Below are 13,096 nucleotides of genomic sequence, written 5' to 3'. Positions count from 1 at the left end.
CCGCCGGGGGGGCCGGGCGCCGGGGTCCCCACCCGACGTCCGGCCGGTCAGGAGGTCAGGCGGGGTTGTCGCCGTGGGTGAGGGTCTCCCAGGCGACGAAGAGGTTGTTGGTCCCGGCGGGGCGGGCCCGCAGGGTCAGTGTCCCGGTGTTGGTCATGGCGTGTCCGAGCCGGTTGGCCAGGGCGTTGTGCCCGACCTCGGAGACCGGCCCGAGCCCGAGTTTCAGCGAGCCGCCGCACAGCCAGCCCTCGGCTCCGGAGCCGAGCTGGTACCTGGCGTGGAAGCCGAGCCCGTGCCGCAGCCGCTCGCCCACGTCGGTGCCGTAGAGGTCCTGCCCCTGGATGCGGCTGGTCTCGGCGACGTGCGAGATGGCCGAGAGGCCGTAGCCGGTGTGCGTGAAGTCGCGGCAGGTCTCCTGGCTGAGTCCGTCGACGAAGGTCGTCTGCCCCTGCCAGTACGTGACGATCTTCTCGCGGGTGTTCAGGTTCTGGCTCGGCACGGTCTTCGGCAGGGCCCCGTCGGACTCCAGGTAGACGTAGGCGGCCGTCCGGGTCCGGAACTTCGCCATGGCCTTGTCGTACGACGCCTTGTCCTCCAGGAAGACGGAGATGCCGACGGCGGCCTCCATCATCGACAGCTCCCAGTTCCCGTTGGAGTGGGAGCCGTTGATGATCTCGGGCAGGTAGACGGTGCGGAGCATGGTGGCGAAGCGGCCGGAGTTCGCCCAGTTCCCCGGGTAGGTGTGCTTGATGATCTCGGCGGCCCGGGGCCAGGAGGAGCCGGCCCAGCCGGTCTGCAGGGGCGCGTTGCTGTTGGTGTGGTCGCGGATCACGGCGGACCAGGCGTCCATCAGCTCGATCGCCTTGCGGGCGTGCCGTTCGTCGCGGGTGATGTACCAGGCGAGCGCGTGGGTGTACGCGGCGATGGCGTCCTCGCGCTCGTCCGTGCAGCCGTGGTCGGGATTGGAGTACGAACCGCATTCGACGACCGCCCGGGGCCTGGGCGTGCGGTTCAGGTCGGCGTACTTGCTCGCCGTCATCTGGTCGAAGGCGCTTTTCCAGGGCTGGGCGCCGGCGTTGACCTTGGACCGGGTGAAGTCCAACTGGCTCTTGGAGACGGTGACTCCGGGGTGGGCGAAGGCTGCGGGGGCGCTGGGAGCGGCGTCGGCGGGCCAGGCGAGGGCACCGGCGACGAGCGCGGCCGAAGCCGCGAGGAGAGCGGTTCTGCGCATGCGTGGGGGGCCTTCCGTTCTCGTATGTGAACGTGAAGCGCCTTTGTGAACAGACGCGTTGGACGGAGACGGTAGGTACAGACCAATGTGTCGTCAAGGTTCCACGCACGAGAAAGGGCCGCACCCCCGGCGGGGTACGGCCCTGGTGTCTCTGCGAGGGTCAGCGGACCTCGGTGATCTCCGGTCCGCGCTGGAGCTGGCCCATTCCGCCGGCGAAACGGGAGCCCTCCTCCTGCTGGACGCCCTCGGGGACCATCTGGGCGTCGTTCGGCAGCTTCAGGACGATCGGGTCACGGGGCGCCATCGGGCCCTCTCCGCGGACCACGACCGTGTCCCGGAAGATCTGCTCCAGCAGCCCGGCGGCCTGCGGCTGCACCGCGCCCTGGCCCGAGATGACCCCGCGCAGGAACCAGCGGGGGCCGTCCACACCGACGAACCGCACGACCTGGAAGCCGCCGGTGCCGTCCGGCAGCTGTACGGGCACCTGGGCGCGCAGCTCCCAGCCCAGCGGCCCCTCGACTTCGTCGACGATGCCGCCCTGCTGGGTGATGCCGGTGCCGATCTCCTCGCGCACCTCGCCCCAGATGCCCTCGCGCTTGGGCGCTGCGAAGCCCTGCAACTGGATGGCGCTGTCGCGCAGCACGACCGTCGCGGCGACGATCGCGTCGCCCGCGACCTCGACCCTCAGCTCCATGCCGTCGACGCCCGGCACGAACAGGCCGCCCAGGTCGACTCGGCCCTCGCTCGGGTCACGCACCTCGGAGCTGTCCCAGGGCCCGTCGGGACGCGGCGCCGGTTCGAGCCTCAGGCGCTCGCGCTCTTCCGCATCGGTGTCGACACCGTCGACGACCTGCTCGGCCTCGCCGGCCGCGTCCTCGGCGGCATCCCTCTTCTTGCGACGTCCGAACACGTCACTGTCCTTCCCGGTCGGATACGACCGAAGCGTATCGATTCCCACCCGCCCGACCGCCGACGGCGGCCTGACCGCTTGTGCCGCTTGTGCCGCTCGTCCCGTCCACCGCCGCATGGCCTCCGGTGGACCCGAAGCCCCCCTCGGCCCGCGCGGAGCCGGGAAGCTCCGCCACCTCCTGGAAGCGGACCCTCTCGACCTGCTGGACTACCAGTTGGGCAATCCGGTCGAAGCGCTCGAACCGCACGGCCTCGCGCGGGTCGAGATTCACCACGATCACCTTGATCTCCCCACGGTACCCGGCATCCACCGTCCCCGGGGCATTCACCAGGGCGACGCCGCAGCGGGCGGCCAGACCGGATCGCGGGTGCACGAAGGCCGCGTACCCCTCCGGCAGCGCCACAGACACCCCCGTGGGCAGCACGGCCCGCTCGCCCGGCCCCAGTCGGCACGCCTCCGTGGTGCGCAGATCGGCCCCCGCGTCACCGGGCTGCGCGTACGACGGAAGCGGCACATCGGGGTCGACGCGCCGGATCAGCACGTCCAGCGGCTGCCGGCTCACGGGGCTCGTGGGAGTCATGGGGCTTTCCGTGCTGACGGGACCGGTGGGGCCTGCGGGTTGCAACGGGCGTTCCGTGCTCACGGGTTCACCTCGAAGGCACGGGCCCGCCGGACCTGGTCCGGGTCGTTCATGGCGGCCTGGATCTCCTCCTGGCGGCCGTGGTCGACGAAGTGGTCGACCTTCACCTCGATGAAGAGCGCGTCCGCGCGCACGGCGACGGGCCCGTCGGGGCCGCCGACGCGTCCGGTCGCGGTGGAGTAGATCTTCCGCCCGGCGACCGCCGTCACCTCCGCCTCCAGGTGCAGCGTGGTGCCGACGGGCACGGGCCGCTCGAAGTCGGTCTCCAGCCGCCCGGTCACCGCGATCGTGCGCAGCAGCCAGTTCAGCGAGCCGAGGGTCTCGTCCAGGGCGGAGGTGAGCACGCCTCCGTGCGCGAGGCCCGGAGCGCCCTGGTGGGCGGGCTGCACGGTGAACTCGGCGGTGAGCGACACGCCCTCGCCGCCCCGCGCCTGGAGGTGCAGCCCGTGCGGCTGGTCCTCGCCACAGCCGAAACACGCGCCGTAGTGCGCGCCGAGGAGCTCACCGGGCGCGGGCGCGTCCGGGTGCCGCACCGGCTGCACGGCGTCGGCCGGAGGCTGAAGAGCTGCGGAAGTACGACTCACAGCCGGAGACCTTACCCGCGCGTCGGCCTCTTCCGGACACCGTGTCAAGCTTGGCTCCATGCAGCTCTCCGCCGCCCCGTACGAAGAACGCCTCACCGCCCCGCGGACCTGGTGGCTGATCTCGTTCCTCGTGGGCCTCTCCATGGCCCTGGTCCTGCTCCCGTTCGGCACGCTCCCGATGCTCGGCGGCCTGGCCGGGGGCACCGCGGTGGCTGCCGTCGCCGCGAGCTCGTACGGCTCGGTCCGCATCCGCGTGGTCGGTGACTCCCTGATCGCGGGAGAGGCGAAGATCCCGTTGGCGGCCCTGGGCGAGGCGGAGGTGCTGGACGCGGAGGAGGCCCGCGCCTGGCGCACCTACAAGGCCGATCCGCGCGCCTTCCTCCTGCTGCGGGCGTACATCCCCACGGCTCTGCGGGTGGAGGTCACCGACCCGCAGGACCCGACTCCGTACCTGTACCTGTCCACGCGCGAGCCGGAGCGCCTGGCGGAGGCACTGCGGACGGCGAAGCCGGCGTAGCACACCTGAGCGGGACGTCACCCGGCCGCTGACCGGCCCCGGCCTCAGGGCCCGTCGCCGCCGGGCCGCTCGTCGCCGCCATGGCCGTGACGGCCCAGCGGGTCATGGGTGATCTCGTCCATCTCCAGGGCGTCCGCCGGACGTTCGAGGCCGGGGAGTGCCTCCAGGGCCTCCCAGGACACCTGGATCGTGCGCAGGTCCCGGCGGATCCGGCCGGCGAGCTTTCTCGTCTCGCCGCGGTTCATCACCGCGCCCACGGCGGCGCCCACCAGGAACGGCATCAGGTTCGGCATGCTGCGGACCATGCGCTTCATGATCCGCTGCCGCAGTTCGCGCTTCATGCGGCTGTTCAGCGCCGCGCTGAGCGTCGACGGCTTGGACGCGTCGATCCCGCGCTCCCCCGACCACGAGTCGAGGTACGCGGTGCTGCGCTGCTTGAGGTTGCCGGGCGGCCGTACGCCGTAGACCTCGTGGAGTTCGGCGATCAGCTTCAGTTCGATCACCGCGACGCCGGTGATCTCGGCGGCCAGTTCCGTCGGCATCGCCGGGGGGACGGGGAGCATCGCGGCCGCGCCGACACCCGCTCCGACCGTCGCTGTCGCGTTCGCGGCGCCCGCCACGAGCTTGTCGGCCAGCTCCTCGGGCCCGAGGCCCGGGAACTGCCTGCGCAGCGTCGCGAGGTCCCGCACGGGCACGCGCGGGGCCAGCTCGATGATGCGGTCGGCCAAGTAGGAAAGTCCGGCACGGGCCCGGTCACCGCCCTTGCGGGCGCCTTCCCTGGCCCGCTCCCGGAGCGCCCCCGCCCGCCGTCTCGCGACGGGTGCGGGGACGTCCACGGACGCCGGGAGGTCACCCCGGTCCGCTGCCGGTTCGAGCGAGGCCGCCCCCGTACCGGATGAGCCTCGCTCGTCTTCACGCGCGCCGTACCGCGGGCCGTCCGCCGGCCCTTCGTCCGCTTTCCGCTTGGAGAAGCGGCGCTTCCAGGGAGGGGTCGAGCCGGTCACGGCCGACCCGCCCTCAGTCGCAGTCGCGGCAGATCGGCTGACCGTTCTTCTCCCGGGCCAGCTGGCTGCGGTGGTGCACCAGGAAGCAGCTCATGCACGTGAACTCGTCCTGCTGCTTCGGGAGCACCCGGACGGCCAGTTCCTCGTTCGAGAGGTCGGCTCCGGGCAGTTCGAGGCCTTCTGCGGCCTCGAACTCGTCGACGTCCACGGCGGAGGCCGACTTGTCGTTCCTCCGAGCCTTCAGCTCTTCGAGGCTGTCCGAGTCGACGTCGTCGTCGGTCTTGCGTGGAGTGTCGTAATCGGTTGCCATGGTCGCTCTCCCCCTCTGGGTGTCTGCGGTGTCTCCAGCGCACGTAACGCGTGAGAGGCCGGACTTGTGCCCGACCTGAGGCGGAGATTTTGCCTCACATCAAGGTCTGTTACTCAATCGACACCCAACCGGACTCCTCAAGAGTGATCGGCTTGGATGGCGATGGGGACCGTACACGGTCCGAATGCTGCACGCCAAAGGCGTCTCACCGTGTACTTCCCGTGATCAAGACCCCCGAAAACCGGGATTTTCCCGGCTTTCCGACAACAGGCATGATCACGGAGAGTAGATGGCCGGAAAGGCGTCCCTGTGATCGATCACACACGGTGCACGCGCGGTGAAGCCTCAGAAATTCCGCGCAAAGCGAACATCCCCGTGTGCCGCCGAGTGGATCGGCGACATGATCTCAGATCGGCAGCGTGACGCGCATGACGAGTCCACCTCCCTCACGCGGCTGGGCGTAGATGTGCCCGCCGTGTGCCCGGGCCACGGACCGGACGATGGACAGTCCGAGCCCCACGCCCTTGTCGCTGCCCGTCCGCTCCGTACGCAGCCGCCGGAAGGGCTCGAAGAGGTTGTCGATCTCGTACGCCGGCACCACCGGGCCCGTGTTGGCGACGACCAGGACCGCCTGGCCGTGCTGGACGTCGGTGGTGACCTCGACCCAGCCGTCCTCCGCCACGTTGTAGCGCACGGCGTTCTGCACGAGGTTGAGCGCGATCCGCTCCAGCAGCACGCCGTTGCCCTGGACGACCGCGGGCTTCTGCTCGCCGCGGATGCTCACGCCCTTGCCGGCGGCCTCCCCGCGGACCTGGTCGATGGCCTGCTCGGCGACCTCGGCGAGGTCCACCGGCCCCCGCTCGACGATCTGGTTGTCGCTGCGGGCGAGCAGCAGCAGGCCCTCGACCAGCTGCTCACTGCGCTCGTTGGTGGCCAGCAGCGTCTTGCCGAGCTGCTGGAGTTCGGTGGGGGCGCCCGGGTCGGACAGGTGCACCTCGAGGAGCGTGCGGTTGATCGCCAACGGCGTTCTCAGCTCGTGCGAGGCGTTGCCGACGAAGCGCTGCTGGGCGGTGAAGGCGCGCTGGAGGCGCTCCAGCATGTCGTCGAAGGTGTCCGCCAGCTCCTTCAGCTCGTCGTCCGGGCCGTCCAGCTCGATCCGCCGGGAGAGGTCGGAGCCGGCCACCGCACGGGCGGTGCGGGTGATCCGGCCCAGCGGCGACAGGACGCGGCCGGCCATGGCGTAGCCGAAGGCGAACGCGATGACCGCCAGGCCGAGCAGGGCCAGCAGCGAGCGGCTGAGCAGGTTGTCCAGGGCGTTCTGGCGCTGCTCGTTGACGCAGTGGTTCATCGCGTTGTTGAACTCGCTGGGCGAGGCCTGGTCGGGCAGGTTGCAGATGTCGCTGGTGACCTTGCCCTCGACGATCTTGAACGGCAGCTCGCTGCCCACGTTCAGGGCCTGGGCGGCCAGCAGGTAGATGATCGACAGCAGCAGGATGCCCGCGATCAGGAACATGCCGCCGTAGAGCAGCGTGAGCCGTATGCGGATGGTCGGGCGCAGCCAGGGGAAGGGCGGCACCGGCCTTCTGGGATCCCAGGTGGGCTTGGGGGGCGCCTGCGGGGGCGCGGGGGTCGTTGCCACGGGGTATCAGATCCGGTAGCCGGAGCCGGGGACGGTGACGATGACGGGCGGCTCCCCCAGCTTGCGGCGCAGGGTCATGACCGTCACGCGCACCACGTTGGTGAACGGGTCGGTGTTCTCGTCCCAGGCCTTCTCCAGGAGCTGCTCGGCGGAGACGACGGCGCCCTCGCTGCGCATCAGCACCTCCAGGACGGCGAACTCCTTGGGCGCGAGCTGGACCTCCTTGCCGTCGCGGAAGACCTCGCGGCGGTTGGGGTCGAGCTTGATCCCGGCGCGCTCCAGAACGGGTGGCAGGGGCACGCTGGTGCGCCGGCCGAGGGCGCGCACGCGAGCGATGAGCTCACTGAACGCGAACGGCTTGGGCAGGTAGTCGTCGGCGCCGATCTCCAGCCCTTCGACCCGGTCGCTGACGTCACCGGAGGCCGTCAGCATCAGCACGCGCGTGGGCATGCCCAGTTCGACGATCTTGCGGCAGACGTCGTCGCCGTGCACGAGGGGCAGGTCGCGGTCGAGGACGACCACGTCGTAGTCGTTGACCCCGATGCGCTCCAGGGCGGCCGCGCCGTCGTACACGACGTCGACGGCCATGGCCTCCCGGCGCAGTCCGGTGGCCACCGCATCGGCGAGCAGCTGCTCGTCCTCGACGACGAGTACGCGCACGTTCCTGGTCCTTCCTCATGTCCACCCGCGCAGCCCTTCACCGGGCGCACGCGGGCAGGGGTCTTCGACGGTGCCTTGGTGTGTTGCCCTCCATCCTGCCCTTTTCGGCCATAAGTCGGAGGTAAGGCGGGTGAGAGGGCGGTGACCCGAGGGGGAATACGAGATTTTCTCCTCCGGTTAGGTTTCCACGGAAGGGAGCTTGGGGAGGACGGCTTTACATCCCACGATCACGCTCTGCTGGCGCCGCACCACCATGCGGTGCGCATCAATCCGCTTTCCGCAGGGCGGGCGTGGGTGTCCGGCACCGTCGCCGCCCGGCCGAGCGGCGCTGGGCATCCACATGCGGCGTGATCGTCCCTTCCGAACGGCACACCCCCGTGCCATCGACCCACGACCCAGGACGAGGGGGCGCAGCATGGACGCATTCACCGCAGGACTTCTGCAGCGCATAAGGGCGACCGAGTCCGATCTGTCCCGGGCTCGCGACGAGGGCGACGACTTCCTCGTCGATGTGGAGCAGGGCGAGCTCGACGACCTGCGCCGGCTCGCCGCGGAGCACGGTGTGGAGGTCGCGACGAGCGTCTGAACAGGCCGTACGGAGCGGGCCCCGGCGAATCCAGCGCCGGGGCCCGCTCCGTTGCCGTAGGGCGCGTCACCCCGGCGCTCGGCGCACGTCGGGGGACCGGTGCTCGGCGCACGTCGGGGGCCCGGCGCTCGGCGCACGTCGGGGGCCCGGCGCCTTCAGTCGTGCCAGGCTCCGAAGTCCTCCAGGAGGCGCTGGAGGGGCTCGAACACGCCGGGGGTCCCCGCCACTGCCAGATCACCCGACGGGCGCTCTCCGGGGCGTCCACCGGTCAGCGCGCCCGCCTCCCGGGCGATGAGGTCCCCCGCCGCGAGGTCCCAGGGGTGCAGACCGCGCTCGTAGTAGCCGTCGAGGCGTCCGGCGGCCACGTCGCACAGGTCGACCGCGGCCGAGCCGCCGCGCCGGATGTCGCGCAGCAACGGGATCAGCCGCTGAGCCACGTCGGCCTGGTGGGCGCGGACGTCGGCGACGTAGTTGAAGCCCGTCGAGACCAGCGCCTGGTCCAGGGGCGGCGCCGGGCGGCAGGCGAGCGCGCGCTCGCCGTCCCAGGCGCCGGTGGCCCACGCACCCCGGCCGCGCACGGCGTGGAACGTCTCGCCGCGCATCGGGGCCGCGACGACGCCGACGACGGTCCCGCCGTCCTGCTCCGCGGCGATGGAGACGGCCCAGGTGGGCAGCCCGTACAGGTAGTTCACCGTGCCGTCGAGCGGGTCGATCACCCAGCGGACGCCGCTCGTGCCCTCCGTGGCGGCGCCCTCCTCTCCGAGGATCCCGTCGTCCGGGCGGCGCTCGGCGATCAGGCCCGTGATCAGCTTCTCCGCAGCGATGTCCATCTCGGTGACGACGTCGATGGGGCTGGACTTGGTCGCCGCGACCGCGAGGTCGGCCGGACGTCCGTCCCGCAGCAGCGCCCCGGCGCGGCGGGCGGCCTCCTGGGCCAGTTCGAGCAGGTCCGTGTGCAGGGGGTCGGTCACGGGGCTCCTCACGCGTAGGTGCTGTCGGCGCCCGCGGCGGCGGGCCGGGGGGCGCGGGCCGGGCAGCAGCCGACCGGGCAGAGGTTGTGGCTCGCCCCGAGGGCGCCCAGGGCGCACGGTGTGACGTCCTGGCCGCGCTCGGCGGCGGCGCGCTCCACGACCAGTTCACGGATCGCGGCGGCGAACCTCGGATCGGCGCCGACGGTGGCCGAGCGCCGCATCGGCAGTCCGAGCTCCTCGGCCCTCGCCTTCGCCTCCGTGTCGAGGTCGTAGAGGACCTCCATGTGGTCGGAGACGAAGCCGATGGGGGCGATGACGACGGCCGGTACGCCGGCCGCGTGCCGCTCGTCGAGGTGGTCGCAGATGTCGGGCTCCAGCCACGGGATGTGCGGCGCGCCGGAGCGGGACTGGTAGACGAGCTGCCAGGGGTGGTCGACGCCGGTGCGCTCCCGGACGGCGTCGGCGATCTGCTGCGCCACGTCCAGGTGCTGCTTCACGTAGGCACCGCCGTCGCCGTGCTCCTCGACGGGGCCGGAGGTGTCGGCGGAGGCCGTCGGGATCGAGTGCGTCGAGAAGGCGAGGTGCGCCCCGTCCCGGACGTCCTCGGGAAGCTCGGCGAGGGACTGGAGCACCCCGTCGATCATGGGCTCCAGGAAGCCGGGGTGGTTGAAGTAGTGCCGCAGTTTGTCGACCTTCGGCAGCTCCAGGCCTTCCGCCCGAAGGGCAGCGAGCGCGTCGGCGAGGTTCTCGCGGTACTGGCGGCAGCCCGAGTACGAGGCGTATGCGCTGGTGGCGAGGACCAGGACGCGGCGGCGGCCGTCGTGGACCATGTCGCGCAGCGTGTCCGTCAGGTACGGCGCCCAGTTGCGGTTGCCCCAGTAGACGGGCAGGTCCAGGCCGTGGTCGGCGAAGTCCTTGCGCAGGGCGTCCAGCAGGGCGCGGTTCTGGTCGTTGATCGGGCTGACGCCGCCGAAGAGGAAGTAGTGCTGCCCGACCTCTTTGAGGCGTTCCTTGGGGATGCCGCGCCCGCGCGTCACGTTCTCCAGGAACGGGACCACGTCGTCCGGGCCTTCCGGGCCGCCGAACGAGAGCAGGAGCAGGGCGTCGTAGGGGCTGGCATCGCGCGCGTCTGGCATGAGTCGATCCTGCCACCCGGCACTGACAGCCGGGAAACGGCGGGTGGCCCCCGCGCGGCGACCGGATCCGGGGCAGGGCGAACGGGTACGGCCCGGCCTTTCAGGCGTAAGCTGTGTCGACTGCGTTCGCAGCTTACTGAGCCCTCGGAGACCTCGTGCCCAGCCCCTACCGCGCCCTGTTCGCAGCTCCCGGCTCCAAGGGTTTCTCCGTCGCGGGCTTCTTCGGTCGCATCCCCATCTCGATGATGGGCATCGGCGTGGTCACGATGATCTCCCAGCTCACCGGGAGGTACGGCCTGGCCGGCGCTCTGTCGGCCACCATCGCGCTGTCGGCCGCGGTGGCCGGACCGCAGGTCTCGCGACTGGTCGACCAGTACGGGCAGCGGCGGGTGCTGCGCCCGGCGACGCTGATCTCGCTGGCGGCGGCGGCCCTCCTGCTGTGCGCGGCGCACTACCGGTGGCCCGACTGGGTGCTGTTCGCGGCGTGCGTGGGCATCGGCTGCGTCCCGAGCGTCGGCGCGATGATCCGGGCCCGCTGGGCGGCCCTGTACCGGGGGACGCCGCAGCTGCACACCGCGTACTCCTTCGAGTCCGTGGTCGACGAGGTGTGCTTCATCTTCGGGCCGATCATCTCCATCGGCCTGTCCACGGCCTGGTTCCCGGAGGCCGGTCCGCTGCTCGCCGCCTGTTTCCTGGCGGTCGGCGTCTTCTCGCTGACCGCCCAGCGCGCCACCGAGCCCGAACCCCACCCGCGCGAACGGCGGGGCGGCGGCACGGCGATGCGTTCGCGGGGCCTTCAGGTCCTGGTGGCCACCTTCGTGGCGACCGGGGCGATCTTCGGTGCGGTCGACGTGGTCACCGTGGCCTTCGCCGAGGAGCAGGGGCACAAGGCAGCCGCCAGCGTCGTCCTCGCGGTGTACGCGGCGGGCTCCTGTGTGGCGGGCATGGTCTACGGGCTGCTGCACTTCGCCGGGCCGCCGGAACGCCGGTGGCTGCTGGGCGTATGTGCCATGGCCGTGAGTATGATCCCCCTCCTACTGGTCGGAAACTTGCCGTTTCTGGCCGTGGCGCTGTTCGTTGCGGGTCTGTCCATCGCTCCGACGATGATCACGACCATGTCCCTCATCGAAGAGCACGTACCACGCGCGCAGCTCACCGAGGGCATGACCTGGGTGAGCACCGGGCTCGCGGCGGGTGTCGCACTCGGCTCCTCCGCGGCCGGCTGGGTGATCGACGCGGCCGGGGCGCGTGCCGGGTACGGGGTTCCGGCGGTGGCCGGGGCCGTCGCGGTCGCGGTGGGTTTCCTCGGGTTCCGCCGGCTCAAGCGACCGGCACCGGGTCGGGGAGGCTCCGTTGAGCAGCACAGCGAACGGAAAGAACGGCACGTGGCGTAACTGGGGCGGCAACGTCTCGGCCCGGCCCGCGCGGGAGGTCACTCCCGCTTCCGTCGATGAGCTGGCCGCCGCGGTGCGGCGGGCCGCCGAGGACGGTCTGAAGGTGAAGGCCGTCGGCGCCGGGCACTCCTTCACCTCCATAGCCGCGACGGACGGCATGGTGATCCGCCCTCAACTGCTGACCGGCATACGCAAGGTCGACCGCGAGAACATGACGGTCACGGTGGAGGCCGGCACCCCGCTCAAGAGGCTCAACATGGCCCTCGCCCGCGAGGGCCTGTCGCTCACGAACATGGGCGACATCATGGAGCAGACGGTCTCCGGCGCCACCAGCACCGGCACGCACGGCACGGGCCGCGACTCCGGCTCGATCGCCGCCCAGATCACGGGCCTGGAGCTGGTCACCGCCGACGGTTCCGTCCTGACCTGCTCCGAGAAGGAGAACCCGGAGGTCTTCGCCGCAGCCCGCATCGGCCTCGGCGCCCTGGGCATCGTCACCGCGATCACCTTCGCCGTCGAGCCGGTCTTCCTGCTCACGGCCCGCGAGGAGCCGATGCCGTTCGACAAGGTCCTCTCCGACTTCGAGGAACTCTGGGCCGAGAACGAGCACTTCGAGTTCTACTGGTTCCCGCACACCGGCAGCACCAACACCAAGCGCAACAACCGCAGCGCGGGTCCGGAGAAGCCCGTGCCGCAGCTCAAGAGCTGGTTCGAGGACGAGTTCCTCTCCAACGGCGTCTTCCAGGTGGCCAACTGGGTCGGCCGCGCGGTGCCCGCCACGATCCCCGCGATCGCCCGGATCTCCAGCAAGGCCCTGTCCGCACGGACCTACACGGACATCCCTTACAAGGTCTTCACGTCCCCGCGCCGGGTGCGTTTCGTGGAGATGGAGTACGCCGTTCCGCGCGCGGCCGTCGTCGAGACGCTTCGCGAGCTGAAGGCGATGGTCGACCGCTCCGGCCTCCGGGTCAGCTTCCCGGTCGAGGTGCGCACGGCCCCCGCCGACGACATCGCGTTGTCCACCGCCTCCGGCCGGGACAGCGCGTACATCGCCGTCCACATGTTCCAGGGCACCCCCTACCAGCGGTACTTCACCGCGGCCGAGCGCATCTTCACGGCCCACGAGGGCCGTCCGCACTGGGGCAAGGTCCACACACGGGACGCCGAGTACTTCTCCCGGGTGTATCCGCGCTTCGGTGAGTTCACGGCGCTGCGGGACCGGCTCGACCCTGATCGGCTGTTCCAGAACGACTACTTGCGGAGGGTTCTGGGGGCGTAGGCAACGCTTGGGGGTGGTGTGCCGGACGCCCTCACGCCCGTCGGCGCTCGGGGTGGGGCTGCCGCTCTCGCCCGAGCACGTCGATCCGCCGCGGCTTCTCCGTAACCCTTGGTTCCGATTCTGGTGATGAGGTGAAGTTCCCCACGTTCAAGATCACAGAACGGGGGAAGGGGCGCCCAAGTCCCACCCCTTGCGAGAAGTTGGGCGGCGCGCCAATCCACGCAGGTGGCCCGAA

The 13,096-nt window shown here is 71.1% G+C and carries 14 protein-coding genes; 4 read left to right on the top strand and 10 right to left on the bottom strand.

Features of this window, described 5'->3' with window-relative positions:
* Positions 1-55: 55 nt before the first annotated feature.
* The 4 genes from AB0E85_RS16195 to AB0E85_RS16180 all read right to left on the bottom strand — a co-directional run bounded on the left by AB0E85_RS16195 (position 56) and on the right by AB0E85_RS16180 (position 3,365).
* Positions 56-1,231, bottom strand: coding sequence for an alginate lyase family protein (locus tag AB0E85_RS16195; protein WP_361926967.1), 1,176 nt, complete (start codon positions 1,229-1,231; stop codon positions 56-58).
* Between the two features lie 160 nt (positions 1,232-1,391).
* Positions 1,392-2,141: a DUF3710 domain-containing protein gene (locus AB0E85_RS16190; protein WP_361926964.1), complete on the bottom strand. Its 750-nt coding sequence runs from the start codon at positions 2,139-2,141 to the stop codon at positions 1,392-1,394.
* Position 2,142: 1 nt separating this feature from the next.
* Positions 2,143-2,721 (bottom strand): dUTP diphosphatase, encoded by a 579-nt coding sequence (gene dut, locus AB0E85_RS16185; protein ID WP_361926961.1) that lies wholly within the window; start codon positions 2,719-2,721, stop codon positions 2,143-2,145.
* A 59-nt stretch (positions 2,722-2,780) separates the two neighbouring features.
* Positions 2,781-3,365, bottom strand: a complete 585-nt coding sequence (locus tag AB0E85_RS16180) for a hotdog fold domain-containing protein (protein WP_361926958.1) — start codon at positions 3,363-3,365, stop codon at positions 2,781-2,783.
* 58 nt (positions 3,366-3,423) lie between these two features.
* On the opposite strand from AB0E85_RS16180, the gene AB0E85_RS16175 reads away from it, so the two are divergent.
* Complete coding sequence (locus tag AB0E85_RS16175; RefSeq protein ID WP_361926955.1) at positions 3,424-3,882, top strand: DUF3093 domain-containing protein; 459 nt, start codon at positions 3,424-3,426, stop codon at positions 3,880-3,882.
* Between the two features lie 44 nt (positions 3,883-3,926).
* Here AB0E85_RS16175 and AB0E85_RS16170 read toward each other — a convergent pair whose 3' ends face one another.
* The 4 genes from AB0E85_RS16170 to AB0E85_RS16155 form a co-directional block, all read right to left on the bottom strand.
* Entirely contained in the window at positions 3,927-4,886 is a 960-nt protein-coding gene (locus tag AB0E85_RS16170; RefSeq protein WP_361926952.1) for a hypothetical protein, read from the bottom strand.
* 13 nt (positions 4,887-4,899) lie between these two features.
* Positions 4,900-5,196 carry a DUF4193 domain-containing protein gene (locus AB0E85_RS16165; RefSeq protein WP_003993510.1) on the bottom strand — a complete coding sequence of 99 codons (297 nt, stop codon included), beginning with the start codon at positions 5,194-5,196 and terminating at the stop codon, positions 4,900-4,902.
* A gap of 406 nt (positions 5,197-5,602) precedes the next feature.
* Positions 5,603-6,835, bottom strand: a complete 1,233-nt coding sequence (locus tag AB0E85_RS16160) for a HAMP domain-containing sensor histidine kinase (RefSeq protein ID WP_161361320.1) — start codon at positions 6,833-6,835, stop codon at positions 5,603-5,605.
* Positions 6,836-6,841: 6 nt separating this feature from the next.
* Positions 6,842-7,495 (bottom strand): response regulator transcription factor, encoded by a 654-nt coding sequence (locus AB0E85_RS16155; RefSeq protein WP_003993508.1) that lies wholly within the window; start codon positions 7,493-7,495, stop codon positions 6,842-6,844.
* A gap of 415 nt (positions 7,496-7,910) precedes the next feature.
* Here AB0E85_RS16155 and AB0E85_RS16150 point away from each other — a divergent pair, with 415 nt between their 5' ends.
* Positions 7,911-8,081: a hypothetical protein gene (locus tag AB0E85_RS16150; RefSeq protein ID WP_184565584.1), complete on the top strand. Its 171-nt coding sequence runs from the start codon at positions 7,911-7,913 to the stop codon at positions 8,079-8,081.
* Positions 8,082-8,236: 155 nt separating this feature from the next.
* Here AB0E85_RS16150 and AB0E85_RS16145 read toward each other — a convergent pair whose 3' ends face one another.
* Both AB0E85_RS16145 and AB0E85_RS16140 read right to left on the bottom strand, forming a co-directional pair.
* Positions 8,237-9,052, bottom strand: a complete 816-nt coding sequence (locus AB0E85_RS16145; RefSeq protein ID WP_361926948.1) for an inositol monophosphatase family protein — start codon at positions 9,050-9,052, stop codon at positions 8,237-8,239.
* 8 nt (positions 9,053-9,060) lie between these two features.
* Entirely contained in the window at positions 9,061-10,188 is a 1,128-nt protein-coding gene (locus AB0E85_RS16140) for a ferrochelatase (protein WP_361926945.1), read from the bottom strand.
* A gap of 155 nt (positions 10,189-10,343) precedes the next feature.
* On the opposite strand from AB0E85_RS16140, the gene AB0E85_RS16135 reads away from it, so the two are divergent.
* The gene (locus tag AB0E85_RS16135; RefSeq protein ID WP_361926942.1) at positions 10,344-11,582 is read left to right on the top strand and encodes an MFS transporter; all 1,239 of its coding nucleotides are present in this window, start codon (positions 10,344-10,346) and stop codon (positions 11,580-11,582) included.
* Complete coding sequence (locus AB0E85_RS16130; RefSeq protein ID WP_361926940.1) at positions 11,542-12,861, top strand: D-arabinono-1,4-lactone oxidase; 1,320 nt, start codon at positions 11,542-11,544, stop codon at positions 12,859-12,861. Before AB0E85_RS16135 ends, AB0E85_RS16130 begins: the two co-directional genes overlap by 41 nt.
* The last annotated feature ends 235 nt before the right edge of the window (positions 12,862-13,096 follow it).

The sequence above is a fragment of the Streptomyces sp. NPDC029044 genome, assembly GCF_040637495.1.
Lineage (GTDB): Bacteria > Actinomycetota > Actinomycetes > Streptomycetales > Streptomycetaceae > Streptomyces.
The sequence above is the reverse complement of the archived record's forward strand: the minus strand, read 5'-3'. Positions and strand labels throughout refer to the sequence as shown.

Bases quoted from the DNA above. Each gene is read 5' to 3' on its own strand.
- AB0E85_RS16165 (WP_003993510.1), bottom strand. From the start codon at position 5,196: ATGGCAACCGATTACGACACTCCACGCAAGACCGACGACGACGTCGAC.
- AB0E85_RS16195 (WP_361926967.1), bottom strand. From the start codon at position 1,231: ATGCGCAGAACCGCTCTCCTCGCGGCTTCGGCCGCGCTCGTCGCCGGT.
- dut (WP_361926961.1), bottom strand. From the start codon at position 2,721: ATGACTCCCACGAGCCCCGTGAGCCGGCAGCCGCTGGACGTGCTGATC.
- AB0E85_RS16140 (WP_361926945.1), bottom strand. From the start codon at position 10,188: ATGCCAGACGCGCGCGATGCCAGCCCCTACGACGCCCTGCTCCTGCTC.
- AB0E85_RS16150 (WP_184565584.1), top strand. From the start codon at position 7,911: ATGGACGCATTCACCGCAGGACTTCTGCAGCGCATAAGGGCGACCGAG.
- AB0E85_RS16175 (WP_361926955.1), top strand. From the start codon at position 3,424: ATGCAGCTCTCCGCCGCCCCGTACGAAGAACGCCTCACCGCCCCGCGG.